Source organism: Corallococcus exercitus (genome assembly GCF_042231735.1).
Classification (GTDB): domain Bacteria; phylum Myxococcota; class Myxococcia; order Myxococcales; family Myxococcaceae; genus Corallococcus; species Corallococcus exercitus_B.
This window is the reverse complement of record NZ_CP102577.1, coordinates 1930113-1944161: the sequence shown is the minus strand read 5'-3', so window position 1 is coordinate 1944161 and position 14049 is coordinate 1930113. Positions and strand designations below refer to the sequence as shown.

Annotated in this window: 13 protein-coding genes; 8 read left to right on the top strand and 5 right to left on the bottom strand. The window is 65.5% G+C overall.

What is annotated here, in order from left to right; translation table 11 throughout:
* The first annotated feature begins 7 nt into the window (after positions 1–7).
* The 7 genes from NR792_RS07345 to NR792_RS07315 are packed head-to-tail and all read left to right on the top strand — an operon-like array spanning position 8 to position 7377.
* Positions 8–706, top strand: coding sequence for an ABC transporter ATP-binding protein (locus NR792_RS07345; RefSeq protein ID WP_375759352.1), 699 nt, complete (start codon positions 8–10; stop codon positions 704–706).
* Between the two features lie 19 nt (positions 707–725).
* Positions 726–1505, top strand: coding sequence for an MlaE family ABC transporter permease (locus NR792_RS07340; protein ID WP_375759351.1), 780 nt, complete (start codon positions 726–728; stop codon positions 1503–1505).
* A complete protein-coding gene (locus tag NR792_RS07335; protein ID WP_375759350.1) occupies positions 1502–2248 on the top strand; it encodes an MlaE family ABC transporter permease in 747 nt (248 codons plus the stop codon). Before NR792_RS07340 ends, NR792_RS07335 begins: the two co-directional genes overlap by 4 nt.
* Positions 2245–2988, top strand: coding sequence for an ATP-binding cassette domain-containing protein (locus tag NR792_RS07330; protein WP_375759349.1), 744 nt, complete (start codon positions 2245–2247; stop codon positions 2986–2988). The genes NR792_RS07335 and NR792_RS07330 overlap by 4 nt, the downstream gene beginning before the upstream one ends.
* Complete coding sequence (locus NR792_RS07325) at positions 2981–3991, top strand: MlaD family protein (RefSeq protein ID WP_375759348.1); 1011 nt, start codon at positions 2981–2983, stop codon at positions 3989–3991. The genes NR792_RS07330 and NR792_RS07325 overlap by 8 nt, the downstream gene beginning before the upstream one ends.
* A 33-nt stretch (positions 3992–4024) precedes the next feature.
* Positions 4025–6199 carry a hypothetical protein gene (locus NR792_RS07320; protein ID WP_375759347.1) on the top strand — a complete coding sequence of 725 codons (2175 nt, stop codon included), beginning with the start codon at positions 4025–4027 and terminating at the stop codon, positions 6197–6199.
* 56 nt (positions 6200–6255) lie between these two features.
* A complete protein-coding gene (locus NR792_RS07315; RefSeq protein WP_375759346.1) occupies positions 6256–7377 on the top strand; it encodes an IS701 family transposase in 1122 nt (373 codons plus the stop codon).
* 29 nt (positions 7378–7406) lie between these two features.
* Here the strand turns inward: NR792_RS07315 and NR792_RS07310 are convergent.
* From NR792_RS07310 to NR792_RS07300, 3 genes are all read right to left on the bottom strand, one after another.
* Positions 7407–8998 (bottom strand): IS3 family transposase gene (locus NR792_RS07310; RefSeq protein ID WP_375756402.1). Its coding sequence is split into 2 segments (ribosomal slippage): positions 7407–8507 and positions 8510–8998, totalling 1590 coding nucleotides; the frame shifts between segments, so codons are not numbered across the junction.
* Positions 8999–9425: 427 nt separating this feature from the next.
* Positions 9426–9929, bottom strand: a complete 504-nt coding sequence (locus NR792_RS07305) for a hypothetical protein (protein ID WP_375759345.1) — start codon at positions 9927–9929, stop codon at positions 9426–9428.
* 22 nt (positions 9930–9951) lie between these two features.
* Positions 9952–11106, bottom strand: a complete 1155-nt coding sequence (locus NR792_RS07300; protein ID WP_375759344.1) for a hypothetical protein — start codon at positions 11104–11106, stop codon at positions 9952–9954.
* A 567-nt stretch (positions 11107–11673) separates the two neighbouring features.
* Between NR792_RS07300 and NR792_RS07295 the strand changes: the two genes are divergently transcribed.
* The gene (locus NR792_RS07295; RefSeq protein WP_375759343.1) at positions 11674–12183 is read left to right on the top strand and encodes a DUF2267 domain-containing protein; all 510 of its coding nucleotides are present in this window, start codon (positions 11674–11676) and stop codon (positions 12181–12183) included.
* Between the two features lie 150 nt (positions 12184–12333).
* Here NR792_RS07295 and NR792_RS07290 read toward each other — a convergent pair whose 3' ends face one another.
* Positions 12334–12741 (bottom strand): PaaI family thioesterase, encoded by a 408-nt coding sequence (locus NR792_RS07290; protein ID WP_375759342.1) that lies wholly within the window; start codon positions 12739–12741, stop codon positions 12334–12336.
* A gap of 23 nt (positions 12742–12764) precedes the next feature.
* Positions 12765–14048, bottom strand: a complete 1284-nt coding sequence (locus NR792_RS07285; RefSeq protein WP_375759341.1) for a hypothetical protein — start codon at positions 14046–14048, stop codon at positions 12765–12767.
* Position 14049: the final 1 nt, after the last annotated feature.

Below are 14049 nucleotides of genomic sequence, written 5' to 3'. Positions count from 1 at the left end.
TTTGCCCATGGACCTGCGCGCTGAAGCCCTGGGCATCCGCTACGGCGCACGGACCGTGTTGGAGCCCACGGACTGCCACATCCCGCCCGGCACGCAGGCGCTGCTGCTGGGGCGTTCAGGCTCGGGCAAGACGACGCTCCTGAAAGCCTTCGCGGGCCTTCTGCGCCCCACTTCCGGCCGGGTGACGTGGGACGGACAGGACGTCGCGGGGCTCACGGCGCCGGAGCGGCGCAGGCAGCAGGCGTCGTTCGGCTTCGTGTTCCAGACGGACGCGCTCTTCGACTCGCTGACGGTGCGGCAGAACGTGATGCAGCCGCTGTTGCGCCGGCGCGTGCCGGAAGCCGAGGCCCGTGAGCGCACAGACGCGGTGCTGCGCTCGGTGGGGCTGGCGGACGCGGCGGATACGCTGCCGGAACGTCTGTCCGGCGGCATGAAGAAGCGCGCGGGGCTTGCGAGGGCCATCGCGGCAAGGCCGGCGGTGCTGCTCGCGGATGATCCCTTCGCGGGCCTGGATCCGGGCACGGCGCGGCAGGTGGCGAGGGTGCTCCTGGAGGTCGCTGGCAAGGGGACGCTGCTGGTGGCGGCGCCGGAAGCGCCGGTGGACCTTCCCCTGCCCCGCTGGTTGTACCTCCGAGGCGGCCGACTGGTGCACGATGGGGCTCCGGCGCCGGAATTGGAGCGCGCGCCGGACGAGGCCCTCGCATGACCCCGCGGTTCCAGCACCCGTGAGCACCACCGCCCTGGCCTGGCTGGGACGCTCGGCGATGCGAGCGGTGGGCGGCGTGGGCGCGCTGGCCCTGGTCGCGGGCCGCACGGCCTGGGCCTTGCGCGGGCTGGAGCGGCGCGAATTGGCGCGGGGGCTGGTGCAGTTCGGCTACGGCTCACTGCCCCTGGCGTTGGCGACAGCGGCGCTGGCGGGCGTCATCGTGGTGGTGCAGGCGGCGCTCTACATCCAGCGCTTCGGGGCGCGGGCGTTCCTGGGCTGGGCGGCGGGCTACGGCGTGCTGTGGGAGTTCGGTCCGCTGCTGCTGGGGCTGATCATGTCCGCGCGCATCGGCGCGAGGAACGCGGCGGAGCTGGCCACGCTGAAGGTGGGCGGACAGATTGAAGGCCTGAGAGGCATTGGCCTGGATCCGTTCGCGCTGCTGGTGGCGCCCCGGGTGGTGGCGATGGAGGTGAGCATGCTGGCGCTGAGCACGTTCACGTTCCTGGTGTCCATCCTCTGCGAGGCGGTGGCGGCGAAGCTCACGTTGGACCTGCCGGTGCGGGTGTTCTTCGGGACGTTCGCGCAGATGCTGAGCCCGTCCGACATCCTGGGTGGTGTGGTGAAGACGGGAGCGTTCGGGCTGGCCATCTCGCTGGTGTCCACGGCGGTGGGCCTGCGAGCGAAGGGAGGCGCCCGCGCCGTGGGAGAGGCCGCGGCGAGCGCGGTGGTGCTGGGCTGCGCGGCCATCTTCCTGTTGGACTTCCTGCTGACGACGCTCCTGTCGAGGGTGCTCGCATGAGGCGGGTGCTGACCTTCTTCGGAGCGCCGGGCGTGATGCTGGCGCGCACGGTCCGCGCGGGCGCGAGGGAGGGAATCCCCTGGCGGGAGACCCTGGCGCAGGTGCACGAGCTGGGCGGGCGCAGCGTGTGGCTGGTGATGTCGGGCATGGCCTTCTTCGGGGCGGTGCTGGTGATGATCGCCAACGCGCAGGCGAAGAAGCTGATTGGCAACGTGGCGGTGCTGGGCCCGGCCTACTTCGAGATGCTGATCCGCGAGCTGGGGCCCGCGGTGTCCGCGCTGCTGACGGCGTCGCGAGCGGGAGCCAGCCACTCCGCGGAGCTGGCCACGATGAGCGTGAACGAGCAGGTGGAGGCGCTGGAGATGTCGGCGGGGGATCCCTACGCGGACCTCGTGGCGCCCCGGGTGGTGGCGGGGTTGATCGGGGTGCCGTTGTTGAGCGTGCTGGGGACGGTGGCGGCGACGGCGTCGGCGGTGCTGGTGGCGAGCGTGGCGTTGAACATCGACGGCCGGGCGTTCATGGACGCGAGGTACGTGGATGGGTGGGACGTGCTGGTGGGCGGGCTGAAGGTCGTGGGCTGCGGGCTGTACATCCCGCTCGCGGCGGCAGTGGCGGGCTTGAACGCCAGGGGCGGCGCGGAGGCGGTGGGCGAGGCGACGACGGAGGGCGTGGTCGCCGCCAGTCTGGGGTGTCTGCTGATTGACCTGACGGTGTCGCTTGCGTTCCAGTTCGTGCGCCTGTGAATGACACCGGTCCGGACACGCTGCTCTTCGAGGATGTGGCGATCGCCTTCGAGCCGGGCCGCCGCGTCCTGGACGGCCTGAGCGCGCAGGTCTCCACACGCGAGCTGACGTTCATCGCGGGAGCGAGCGGTTCCGGCAAGAGCGTGCTGTGCCGCCTGGCGGTGGGGCTGCTCAAGCCCGGAGCCGGCAAGGTGACGCTGTTCGGAGAGCGGGTGGACACCCAGCCGGAGCGGGCGCTGGTGTCGCTCCGACGCCGGGCACCGTATCTGGTGCAGGGCCCCGCGCTGCTGGACTGGAGGACGCTGCGGGAGAACGTGCGCCTCGCGGATCCGAGCGCCCCGGAGGAAGCGGTGGAGACGGCGCTGGAGAAGGTGGGCCTGAAGGAGTGGGCGGACCGCCTGCCGCCGGAGCTGGGGCCCGGGGCGAAAAAGCGCGCGGCCATCGCGAGGGCGCTGGTGCTCAAGCCGCGCTACCTGCTCTTGGACGAGCCGACGACGGGGCTGGACCGGAGGGCGGCGATGCAGGTGGAGGCGGTGTTGGGTTCGTTGAAGGAACAGGGCCTGGGGGCGCTGGTGGTGTCCCACGACTACCGGCAGTTGCGAGGGATTGCGGACCGGGTGTTGGTGGTGGCGAAGGGGCGCTGTGCGTACCTGGGGAGCCCGGAGGGTTTCCTGGAGTCCCCTGCCCCGGAGCTGCGGACGCTGACAGCGCCGTTCATGGAGGGCGCGACGGATGGATGAGCAACGGCTGGAGTTGAAGGTGGGGGCGCTGGTGCTCGCGACGCTGGTGGGCGTGCTGGTGTTGCTCTGGCTGATGGGAGAGCTGACGCTGGGCCGGGGCGCCAGGCTGGAGGTGGACTTCGCGCACACGGGCAACGTGGTGCAGGGAGCCCCGGTGAAGCTGGGAGGCGTCCAGGTGGGCAAGGTGGACACCATCCACCTCCTCGCGGACCGAAGGGACACGAAGGGCCTCCCCCTCCCCGTCCGCATGGACCTGTCCGTGGAGCCCGCGGCCCGGGGCGCCCTGCGCAAGGACGCCAGGGTGACGGTGGGCACGGTGGGCCTGTTGGGAGAACCCTATCTGGAGCTGAACCCAGGCAACGCGGAAGCACCGCTGCCGGAGGCCGAGGCACTGAGAGGCGTGGACGCGCCGCGCCTGGACCTGCTGTCGGAACAGCTGTCCAAGTTCGTGACGCTGCTGTCGGACATGCTGGAGAAGGATCCGGAGGCGGTGACGGGCCTGGCCGCCAACGTGTCGAGGTTGGCGAGAACGTTGGACGAGGTCCTGACGGAGAACAAAGGGGACGTGAAGGTCCTGGCCTCGGAGCTGGCGGCTGCGTCGAAGGACCTGAGGCAGCTGGCGCAGCTGGCCAAGGAATCCATGCAGCCCGGAGGCAAGGGAGCCCGCCTCCTGGAGGACGCCTCCGCCGTGGCGGCCGTGATGCGAAAGGACCTCCCCGGCCTGACGAAGTCCGCCGGAACGACCCTGGACGGCCTGGCGGCGGTGACGGGGCCACTGACACCCGAGGACGGCCAGCAGGTGAAGCTCGCCCTCCAGCGCTTCACGGCGGCGGCCGGCCAGCTGGAACAGATTGCCACCAAGGCGGACCGCATCCTGGGACAGCTGGACGCGGGAGAAGGAACGGGCGGCGCACTGCTGAAGGACCCGGTCCTCTACGACGAGCTGAAGACGCTCGTTACGGACCTGCGAAAGCACCCCTGGAAGATGCTCTGGAAAGACTAATACGCCCACAAGAGAAACGACACGGAGATAGATATGAAATACAATACAGCAGACGTTCTAAAAATAGCATCAGGCCTCAGCCAGCCCGACTGGACCAGTGCCCTTGATCGCATTCCGTCCGGGGCACTTGAGAAGTCAGCGCTGAAAACCATAAAGGAAAATATCGAGGCCCATGTCCAAAAGGGCCACCTCGGCCGAGCATACAACTGGACAGCCCTCTCCATCCAAATCTCCGGCGGAGAGATACTGAGATTGCCAGAAATTATAGACATTTTCAGACCTTCAAACATCCCCACTCAATATCTGATGAAATCAACAAAATGCCTCGCTCGGATATTGGATTTGTATACTCGGAAATTTGGAGACACGGAGATATCTCGAAAGCTTTCCTCGATAATCAACTACTCCGAAGCTATTGCGCGAACAACTGCGGATCGAACGCTCTTGTCGTTAGCGCTCAGATCATCACAAAGTTCAGCCCACGCGCTTTTAGTGCTTATCGAACAACAATTCCTGGGGCTACGTCCTTCCGCCCGATGGTTCCACCAGCACATCATTCAGTCCATTGACGATCTCTCGGCAGAGGAGAGTTCGGCAGCAGCGTCATTCGCGCTAAGACTCGCGACCAAGGAGAATGCGTTACCCAGAAGGTCACTGGCCCCCTTTACGGAAAAAAGCCAGAATAATGATTTTTTCGAATCATTGCTATTGCTGTCATACAAGCTCTCCGAACTCCAGGAAATGGAGCCGCAGGTTTTTAGGCTTAATTATGGCTTTTCAAAGTCAGGCAAGAATAAATTCCAGCTCGAGCCTCCGTCTGAGCAGTTGGGGATGTCGATCTCGCTCGGGCTAATAAAAAACAGCTGGATTTCCACAATAGAAAAGCCCCGCCAAAACACAAAAAACACTATATCATTCAAGGAGGCGTGCGACCTGTGGCTCGAAAAGTTTGGAGACACATGCGTCTTTCTTACGAATGACCGCCTACCATCCATAAGGGTGGCGCTCCCTGAGCAACACATCAAGACTCTTGGTCAGGAGCTTTTACTTCATCCAGCGCTATTCCAGGAAGAAATCAGGTTCATCCAGGATATGCGCTACGAACTAAATGCAACACTGGAGGACTTCTCAAAGCTCCAGGTAACTCCAGAGCTGTCTCTTTTCGATGTGTTTACCATATCGCGGGTCTTCAGGTTTATCCTCTCGGCGAGATTCAATTTGCTCAAGTCGCTTCAATGCAGCGACCCCATTGCATACTGGAACTCGGCGCTTATTGGCACCACCCAAGACGGACTTGCTAGCCTGCTTGCAGCATGTGGCCTCAGTCAAAAGAAAGCCAGATCGTACGTGGATGTGTTCACCTGGAATCCAGAAAACAAGGAGCAGTTCGCCGATCTTCAGTATCGACCATTTTTCCTGTCAAACCAGGCGCTTGTGGTTCCACTTGCGGTGCATTGCAATTCAAACATCTTTAGAAACGTCCTGATCACACAGGGCAAGCGGCTTAATGATGATGGGACCCATGATCCAATCTCTTTCGCCGTATTTAATTCCGTAAAAGAAAAAACGTCCGTCGCGGCGACCGCAGTGGAGTTCACATTTGAAAAGGCCCAGGGCGACATCGATGTGCTGGCGGCCATCGACGACACAGTATATTTTTTTGAATGCAAAAACACGCTGCTTCCCGCGAGTGCCAACGAGCAACAAACCACGATCGGACGGATTGAGAAAGGCATTAGCCAGCTCGACAAGATCTCCACCCTCTGGTCAAACACGCGTTTTGTTGATTACGTTTCGACCAAGATTGGGCACGATCTTCGAAAATACAAAAAGCACAAGTTCGCCATTGTCCTTAGTAGTAGGCTCTTTTCTGGCGCAACGATGGGTGGCTATCCTGTTCGCCATTTTCGAGAGCTAATTAACTTCATAAAAACAGGCACGGCCACTGCGTGGGCACCCAGTGGAAAGCCTCAAGATGTTTCCATGTGGAACGGCAATCACTTTTCATCTGTGGAGCTTGATGACTATCTGTCTGACACAGGGAAGGTGTATGGCCAGTTCTGGCGAAGCTTCGACAGTTTCGATAGGCACTTTGTCTTTCAGGACATAGAGGTTGCTAGGCGCGATTTTGCTCTTAACTTGGTACGGTATTCGAAAGAGACAGGTGCGAGATTGGATGGGGATTCAATGCCAAGCGCTAATATTTGATTGCTAATGCTGCCCGGTCACTTGAATCCGGCTGGCGACCATGATCTACGGCCGGGATGACACCCGCGCAGCTCAAGAAGCTGGATGAGGCGCTGGGCGCCTATCTTGAAGAGATGGTCGCCGGCATGGGGCGACTGGAGAGACGGCGCGCCATGGAGGCCTACGTGACGGGCCTGCTGCTGGATGGGGAGCGCAAGAGCATTGAGCCGATGGCGGCCCGGCTGGTGGAGGACGCAGGCGAAGTCGAGGCAATGCGTCAGCGGCTGCAGCAGTGCGTGTCGCAAGGGACGTGGAGCGACGAGTCGCTGCGGGAGCGACTGGCGCGGAAGCTGGAGTTGCGGCTACCGGAGTTGGAAGCGCTGGTGGTGGACGACACGGGGTTTCCGAAGAAGGGGAAGCACTCGGCGGGAGTCGCCCGGCAGTACTCGGGGACGCTGGGGCGCACGGACAACTGCCAGGTGGCCGTCAGCCTGCACCTGGCAGGGGCACGCGGCAGCGGGTGCATTGGCATGCGGTTGTACCTGCCCGAGGAGTGGGTGACGGACAAGGCGCGGCGCAAGGCGGCCGGAGTCCCCGAGGAGGTGGGCGCCACGCGCAAATGGGAATTGGCGCTGTCGCAGCTGGACGACGCGCTGAAGTGGGGCGTGCGCAAGCACGTCGTCCTAGCGGATGCGGGGTATGGCAACTGCCGGGAGTTTCGCGAAGGACTCACGGCACGGGGCCTGCCCTACCTCGTCGCGGTGCCGGGGCAGCACAAGGTGTGGCCTCCGGGGGCGACGCCACACCTGCCGGTGAAGAAGGCGGGCACGTACGGGCGCCCTCGGACTCGCTTCGTCGACGACAGCGGCGTGCAGCCCTGGACGATTGAAGAATTGGCGCGCCAGTTACCTGAGGAGGAGTACCGCCGCATCAGCTGGCGCGAGGGCAGCCGCGGCATGCAGTCCTCCACTTTCGCCGCGGTGCGAATCCAGGTCGCTGAAGGCCATGTCGTGCGCAAGGCGCCGGGCGCCCCCGAGTGGCTCTTGTGCGAGTGGCCGCCGGGCGAGGCCGCGCCAACGAAGTACTACCTCTCGTCTCTGCCGGAGGACACGCCCCTCAAGCGCCTCGTCACCCTGGCGAAGCTGCGCTGGCGCGTGGAGCGTGACTACCAGGAGATGAAGGGGAAGTCGGCCCGGTGAGCGTCAAGGTAGTTGTCGCGTGAGAGGGTTCAGCCGATGCGCTTCATCTCCTGCACTGCCGGGGTGAGGTTCGGAGAGGGGCCGAGACGGACGGGGCCCATCGGCGTCCAGTCGCGCGTGTCTCGGCTCCAGCGCTCGGGGTGACGGTCGCGAGCGCGTTGGTACACCTCGCGGCGTCGGGCCAGCAGCGCGTGCTCGCGGCAGAAGTGCCTGTCGTCGGGCGTGACGAAGCGAATAGCGGAGTGGCGGTGCTCGGTGTTGTACCAGGCCACGAAGCGCGTCACCCACGAGCGCGCATCCTCGACGGACGCGAAGGGGCGCCGCGGGAAAGAGGGGCGGTACTTCAGCGTACGGAAGAGGGCTTCGGAGAAGGCGTTGTCGTCCGAGACGCGGGGCCGGCTGAAGGAGGGCGTGACGCCCAGCCATTGCAGCGTCGCGAGCATCGTGGCGCCCTTCATGGGGCCGCCGTTGTCCGAGTGCAGCACCAGGCCCTCCGGGCAGCCGGCCTGCTGCCAGCAGCGGCGGATGAGGGCCGCTGCATGCTCGGACGACTCCTCCTCGTGCACCTCAAAGCCCATGATGCGCCGGCTGAAGACGTCCACCACCAGGTACAGGTAGAGGAAGGCTCCCTTCACCGGGCCCTTCAAGTAGGTGATGTCCCAGCTCCACACCCCGTTCGGCTCGGTGGCGGTGTGCTCGGCCCGGGGCCTGGGCGTGGGGGCCTTGGCGTGGCCTCGGTGGGCCAGCTGCCCTGCTTCGCGCAGCACCCGGTAGAAGCTTGCCTCGCTGGCCACGTACTCGCCCCGGTCGGCCAACCTGGGGACAATCTGCTTGGGCGAGGCGTCGCGGAACTCCTCGCTGTTGGCCACCGCCAGGATGCGGCGCCGCTCCAGCTCGGAGAGGCGGTTGGCCGGCTGGGTGCGTGGGCCGCACCGCCCGTCCTGGGCCGTTTCCGGCTTCCTCCAGCGCTGGATGGTGCGAGGGGCCACCCCGAGCCGCTCGCACACGGCCTCCAGGCGCACGCCCTTCTCCAGCGCCTCGTCGATGAGGGCGAGCCTCATTTCTCGCTCTTCTCGTCCGCTGCGTCGTCCTCGTCTTCCAGGGGCCGCTCGTCCCAGCCCAGCGCCTGAAGTTTTTTTTCGAGCACCAGCAGCGCCGCCGTCTCCGCCAGCGCCTTCTCCTTGCGGCGCAGCTCGCGCTCGAGCTCCTTCACCCGTTTCTCCGACGAGGCCAGCCGCCGACGCTGGCTGGCCGTTAGAGCTGCGGAGGAGGCCGTCTGCGCGCCTTGGGAAAGTGCTCCAGCGGCCGCGGCCCGCCACTCCCCCAGCTGCTCTTCATGCAGCCCTTCCCGGCGCAGAAGTGCTCCCAGCGCCTCGCCCTCCAGCCCGTGCGCTTCCGCCAGCACGCGCAGTTTCTCCTCGGGCGTCCACTTCTTCGGACCGGCAGGCTTCTTCTCCTCGGGCGGGGGCGTCATCGCCGCCAACTTATTCGCCTCCCGCAGCCACTGCGACAACGTCGGCTGCGAGACGCCCACCTGGCGCGCCAGCGCCGCGGCACTCACCGCGCCCGGGCCCACCATCCGCTTCACCATCTGAGACTTGAATGCATCCGTGTACGGCACTGCGTCCTGCCTGCTCTCGCCCCCAAGGCGCGGTCATCCCGGCCATTCAGCCGAGGCGACAACTTCCCTGACACAGGGGGGGCCTGGACCACTTCGAGGGCCGTACCTGGAGAGGCTTTCACCACCACGCCACGCTCTGCATGGTGGCCCATGGTTTCCTCGCGCTCCGTCGAGCGCTTTTCCCCCAGAGGAGGATTCCCTGGACGCTGCCCCAAGTGCGCCGGCGGCTTCAACATCTACTGCTGCGCCGCCTCGGCCATTGTCCGCTGTGCCTCCGCAGACTCGGCGCTCGCGCTCCTCCTCGAGGACCGTCACGCATCTGATCAAGTAGTACTAAGACCTCCTTTCACAACCCGGCACAGTGGCGTTCGCCCCTCGGGGCCGAGCCTTCGCAGAGGGGTTATGAAAGGAAGTCTAAGGCCGCTGTTCAAAGCGTCGTCGGGACCGGCACCGCCGGCGCCGGAGCAGGAACCTCGTCCTGCGCCACGGGTGAATTCAGGACCCACGAATAGCCGTAGCCTGCCCTGAGCAGCCGGTACGTCGCGCGCTTCCCGCAGCCCGCGACACCCGCGGTGACGCGGTCCAGCTTGGTCGTCTGGAGCTCCGGCTTCGCACAGCCCAGGTCGAACTCCGCGCGGAGCCTCACGTCGGGAATCCAGGCGCACTGGCCCATCACGCAGCGCAGCTCGTAGACACCTTCGGTGTTGCAGCCGATCATCTGGTACTGGTTCTCACCCAGGTACTGCGGCGTCAGCTCCACGTCGCACTTGAGATCCCTGGCCGCGATCTTTTCCAGGTTCGCATAGCGCTTCGAGTTGATGGACGGTCCCATCTGGGAGAAGTCCACCTTGGAGTTGCTCCGGCGGCCCCCGCAGCCCGCCACCAGGAACGCCACGCCCAGGCCCACGGCCGACAGTCGAATGAGGTTCATGTCGGCCGATCTACCACGCACCTCAGAGGTACTTGAACAGCTGCGTGGTCTCGAAGAAGGTCTTCACCTGCTCGTGCACGAAGGTGTCGTCGGGCGTGAGGCGCTCAGCCTCCAACCCCATCAGGTAGTGCGCCAGCGCGCCCTTCAATCTCAACCGCGCGACCAGGATGCCCTGCTGGGCAAACGTGTTCTCCTCGAACACGGGATGCCGCTCCCAGGGAAGCAGGGCCTTGCGCCAGCGTGCGTACAACACGTCAGGCGGATCATTGACCCACTGAAGCTTGTCCTCAGGGGTCACCTTGGTCTGGGGGAACGGGATCTTCTTGACCCGGTTTTCATTCGAGGCGACCTCGACGAGGCGACAGGCTTCCTTGTACAGGAGCCCATCGCAATCCTCGTAGCGCAGTTGACGCGCTCCGTACCCCTCCTCTTCAGGGAGGCTGATGCTCTCCGGCTGGGTGCTCCTCATGAAGTCCAGATGCTGGAGGAGCGTGAAGGGCCTGGCGTTGCCCGGCTTCGAGGCCTTGATGGTGTAGGTCGTATCTCTCGACAGGTTGCCGAGCATCTCGACGACCCTCGTCATCAGGGATTTGAACTTGTCGTAATTGGTGCTCCAGCCCTCGCGGATCTCCAATCCAATCTTGTCGGGCGTGTCATAGCTCTTGCGCATGCCGACGAAGTTGAACTTGTAGCCGCTGGCCTTGTTGACCTCGAGCTTGTCCCCCCGGACGAGCGACGTGAACAGGGCGATGTGGTTCACGGTGGACGCGCCGTAGAACCGATCCTGGATGATCTCCGGATGTTTGCGGTACAGCTTGGCCATCGCGTAGTCATTGAGCTGGGTGAACAACCCCGTCAACAGGACGCTGCACGTCTTCTTGTCCTCCAGGCTTTCAGGGAGTGCGAAGACGATGTGCACCTGGAAGTCGTTCCGGTTGCTGGGGAAGGCCTGCCGAACGAAGTCCAGCTGGGCGAAGAGGCCCTCCAGGGTGTCCGGGAAGGGGGCGGTGCATTGCATCTCCCACGTCTGGAACCAGACCTCCTGCGTCAACTTGACCCAGTTGACCGGCGACACGTTCACGAAGTCGTCGTAGCAGATGCCCGGGTCGGACCTCCGCATGCGCCACCGCGGAAGCACCTGCTCATTGAAGTAGGCCACGCGCGCTTGTTGTTCCATCTGCTTCCAGGCGCCGGGCTGAACTCCCGGAGGAGCAAACCATTCGAGGATCGGGGTCGTGTTCCCCTCGAGCTCCCAGCTGAACGTGATGGGGGTGCCCCACGCGGTGTAGGTCGGCATGGCCCGACACTATACCTGGGCGTGAGACGACTCATCGCTCCCGGACAGCAGGTCCGACAGAAGCATCTGCTCTTCACTCGGTGAGAGGTCGAAGTGGCGGGCTGCCTCCGTGATGATCTGAAGCAGCGGCGTGTCCGGCTCCTCGGCCCTCCGCACCGCGATCCTGCGGGCTGCGCTGCGCAGCGCCTCTCCCCTGGGTCGAAGGCTTTCACGCATGACGGAACCTCACTTGAGAGGGCGACCGCGCCATGCGGCCCCTCTCTCAACGGTTCGGATGCGTCTGGCCCGGGGCAAGGGTCTTTCTGGACGGAAGTGGGAGCAGGCGCTTCCCATCAGCCTCTGCCCACGGGAAGCGGGCGGCTCGCAGGGCGGCGCGTGCCTTCCTCCGGATTCTCGAGCGCTCCAGCTTTGGGGTTGGACCCCACTCCGGAGAACGAGGAAACGGACATGGCAGACCCCAACATCCCTGGTTCCGAGCAGCAGGCAGGAAGCCCCACGCCGCGCAAGGCGGACATCCCCATTGATGAGCGCCGCCGCATGCGCCACGAGTCCCGCACGTCGCAGACCTACAAGGCCTTCCTCAAGTACCTGCGCGACGTGGGCCCATTCCCGAGCGAGCAGGCCGCCCAGGAGGCCGCCGTCTCCGTGCTGTGCGTGCTGGAGCAGCGCCTCTTCGGCGAGGAGGACAATGACATGGAGGCCCAACTGCCCCACAAGCTGCGCGAGCTCCTGACCCGGTGCGATCGCCACGAGGCCGGACCGCCGCCCCACAAGTTCGGCCGGGCGGAGATGCTGGCGATGGTCGCCACGGACCTGGGCGTGGAGCCCGAGAACGCCGAAGCCATCGTCCGCGCGGTCTTCAGCACCCTCCAGGCGCAGATCTCCACCGGGGAGAGTGATGACATCGCCGGAGAGCTGCCAACGGACATTCGCGACCTGTGGGCTCGCCCCGCCTGACGCCAGGGCGCTCGCCTGCATGGCGCGTGGCGTTGACGGCAGGTCATGAAGGCCGGATCGTCTCGCGCCTGGAAGGCCGGGTGGGCGTCCGGCTCCTGCCCGCGCCTCGTGCCCGGCGCGGGCCAGTCCCCGCTGCAGCGCTCCGCTCATTCAGGCCGCGGAGACCACCGTGCCCTGCGCCAGGGCGCACAGCGTCTCAACACCGTCCTTCACGGCGAAGATCTCGCACTGACACACGGCCTGCCGCTTGCCGGCGGCCTTCGACTGGGCCCGCGCGATGAGCAGCGAGCCCACGGCGGGCTTCAGGTAGTTGATCTTGTACTCGGAGGTCAGCGCGTTGCCGCCCAGCGCCAGTCCTCCGGCGAAGGTGATCGCGTTGTCCGCGAGGTAGCTGAGCACGCCTCCATGGACGAAGCCGTGCTGCTGCTTCAGTTGGTCGGTGACGGGGATTCTCAGCTCCGCGGTCCCGGGCCCGCAGCTCGCGAGCTGCGCACCCAGGAACTGGCTGAATGGCTGGGCTGCGAAGACCTGACGCGCGAACTCCTGGAGATCGTCCATTCCCTTCACATCCTAGACTTCGATTAGCGGAACAGGGCGGGCCACCACCGGACGCGGCACAGGGTGTAGGGCTTGTCCACGGGGAACCACTGAGGGGTCAGCTCATTCACCACCGTCCCGTCACCGCCCAGGCTGATGACGCCGCAGCCTTCCTTGGGGTCCATGGCCGGCAGGCGCACCTTGCCGCAGGACTCGCCAGAGGCCGCGATGAACTGCGCTTCATGCTGGCAGCCCTGATTCTCGGCGGTCACCTGGCTCCACCGCAGGTAGCCCTTGCCACCGGGAAGCAGCTCGAACCGGCGGCCGTCCCCGCCGTCCAGCCATGAGGGCAGCGGGCTGGAAGCGGCCTGCAGGCCCTCGAAAGCGGCCACCCACTTCTTGCCGAAGGTGTTCTCGACTCCCAGCACCAGGCCTCCTTGCAGCAAGGGCGCGAGGTCGTAGCGGGACCCGGCGTTCGGGGCCTGCTCCAGGGTCAGCGCCAGGAACGGGGTGCCGGGCTGGCCCGAGCTGTCCACCCAGACACCTTCCACCGAGACCGCACCCTCCGCCTGCGCTCCGGCGGAGAGCAGCAGGGCGTGGCCCTCCGTGTTCACGCCCAGCGCGCTGACGGGACCATTGAGCAGCGAGGCCACCGACAGGCTCCAGCGAAGCTCGCCCGTCGCGCCGTACGCATTGAGCGTCCCATCCGCGAGCACCTCATGCATTCCCCCCACTGGGTTCACCGCGCTGTGCAGCAGAGCGCCGTCCGGCTGCCGTGGGTGCTGGATGATCCGCCGCTGGGAGACGTCGAGGAACGTCACCCAGGTGGCTCCTCCCGTAAACGGATCCCTGGCGTGCCCCAGGAATCCCAGGGGCTGGCCGTTCAGGCGCATGTGATACGCCCCGTCTATGGATCCATCCCACCCGTAGCTGCTCGGGGAGGGCAGCACGGTGAAGTACATCCGCGAGGAGATCGCGTTGTCGGTGGTCACGATGATGTTGCCCCGGGCATCCGCCGCCGCCCCCTGACAGGTGCCATCCGTTGGAGTCGCCCGGGTCGTGTACCTCCAGGCCGCAAGGACTGCCGGAGAGGGCTGCGGGAGGGCCTCGCATGCCGAAGGCCCGGGGTCGGGCGGAGGTTCGGTCTCCACGGGCTGCTCGGGCGGTATCACCGGGTCCGCCTGCTCGGGCGGATCCTCCGTGACCGCGCCTCCCTCGGAAGGCCCGTCATCCACCGTCGGCTCCGGAGCGACGGATTCCGGCGCGGCCACTCCCCGCGCGTCCGAAGTGCCGCAGCCCGTGCCCAACCCGCCGAGGAGAAGCCCCACC

Excerpts from the sequence above, each read along its gene's own strand:
- NR792_RS07335 (WP_375759350.1), top strand. The coding sequence starts at position 1,502 with ATGAGGCGGGTGCTGACCTTCTTCGGAGCGCCGGGCGTGATGCTGGCG.
- NR792_RS07305 (WP_375759345.1), bottom strand. The coding sequence starts at position 9,929 with ATGAACCTCATTCGACTGTCGGCCGTGGGCCTGGGCGTGGCGTTCCTG.
- NR792_RS07325 (WP_375759348.1), top strand. The coding sequence starts at position 2,981 with ATGGATGAGCAACGGCTGGAGTTGAAGGTGGGGGCGCTGGTGCTCGCG.
- NR792_RS07300 (WP_375759344.1), bottom strand. The coding sequence starts at position 11,106 with ATGGAACAACAAGCGCGCGTGGCCTACTTCAATGAGCAGGTGCTTCCG.
- NR792_RS07315 (WP_375759346.1), top strand. The coding sequence starts at position 6,256 with ATGACACCCGCGCAGCTCAAGAAGCTGGATGAGGCGCTGGGCGCCTAT.
- NR792_RS07320 (WP_375759347.1), top strand. The coding sequence starts at position 4,025 with ATGAAATACAATACAGCAGACGTTCTAAAAATAGCATCAGGCCTCAGC.
- NR792_RS07345 (WP_375759352.1), top strand. The coding sequence starts at position 8 with ATGGACCTGCGCGCTGAAGCCCTGGGCATCCGCTACGGCGCACGGACC.
- NR792_RS07295 (WP_375759343.1), top strand. The coding sequence starts at position 11,674 with ATGGCAGACCCCAACATCCCTGGTTCCGAGCAGCAGGCAGGAAGCCCC.
- NR792_RS07290 (WP_375759342.1), bottom strand. The coding sequence starts at position 12,741 with ATGGACGATCTCCAGGAGTTCGCGCGTCAGGTCTTCGCAGCCCAGCCA.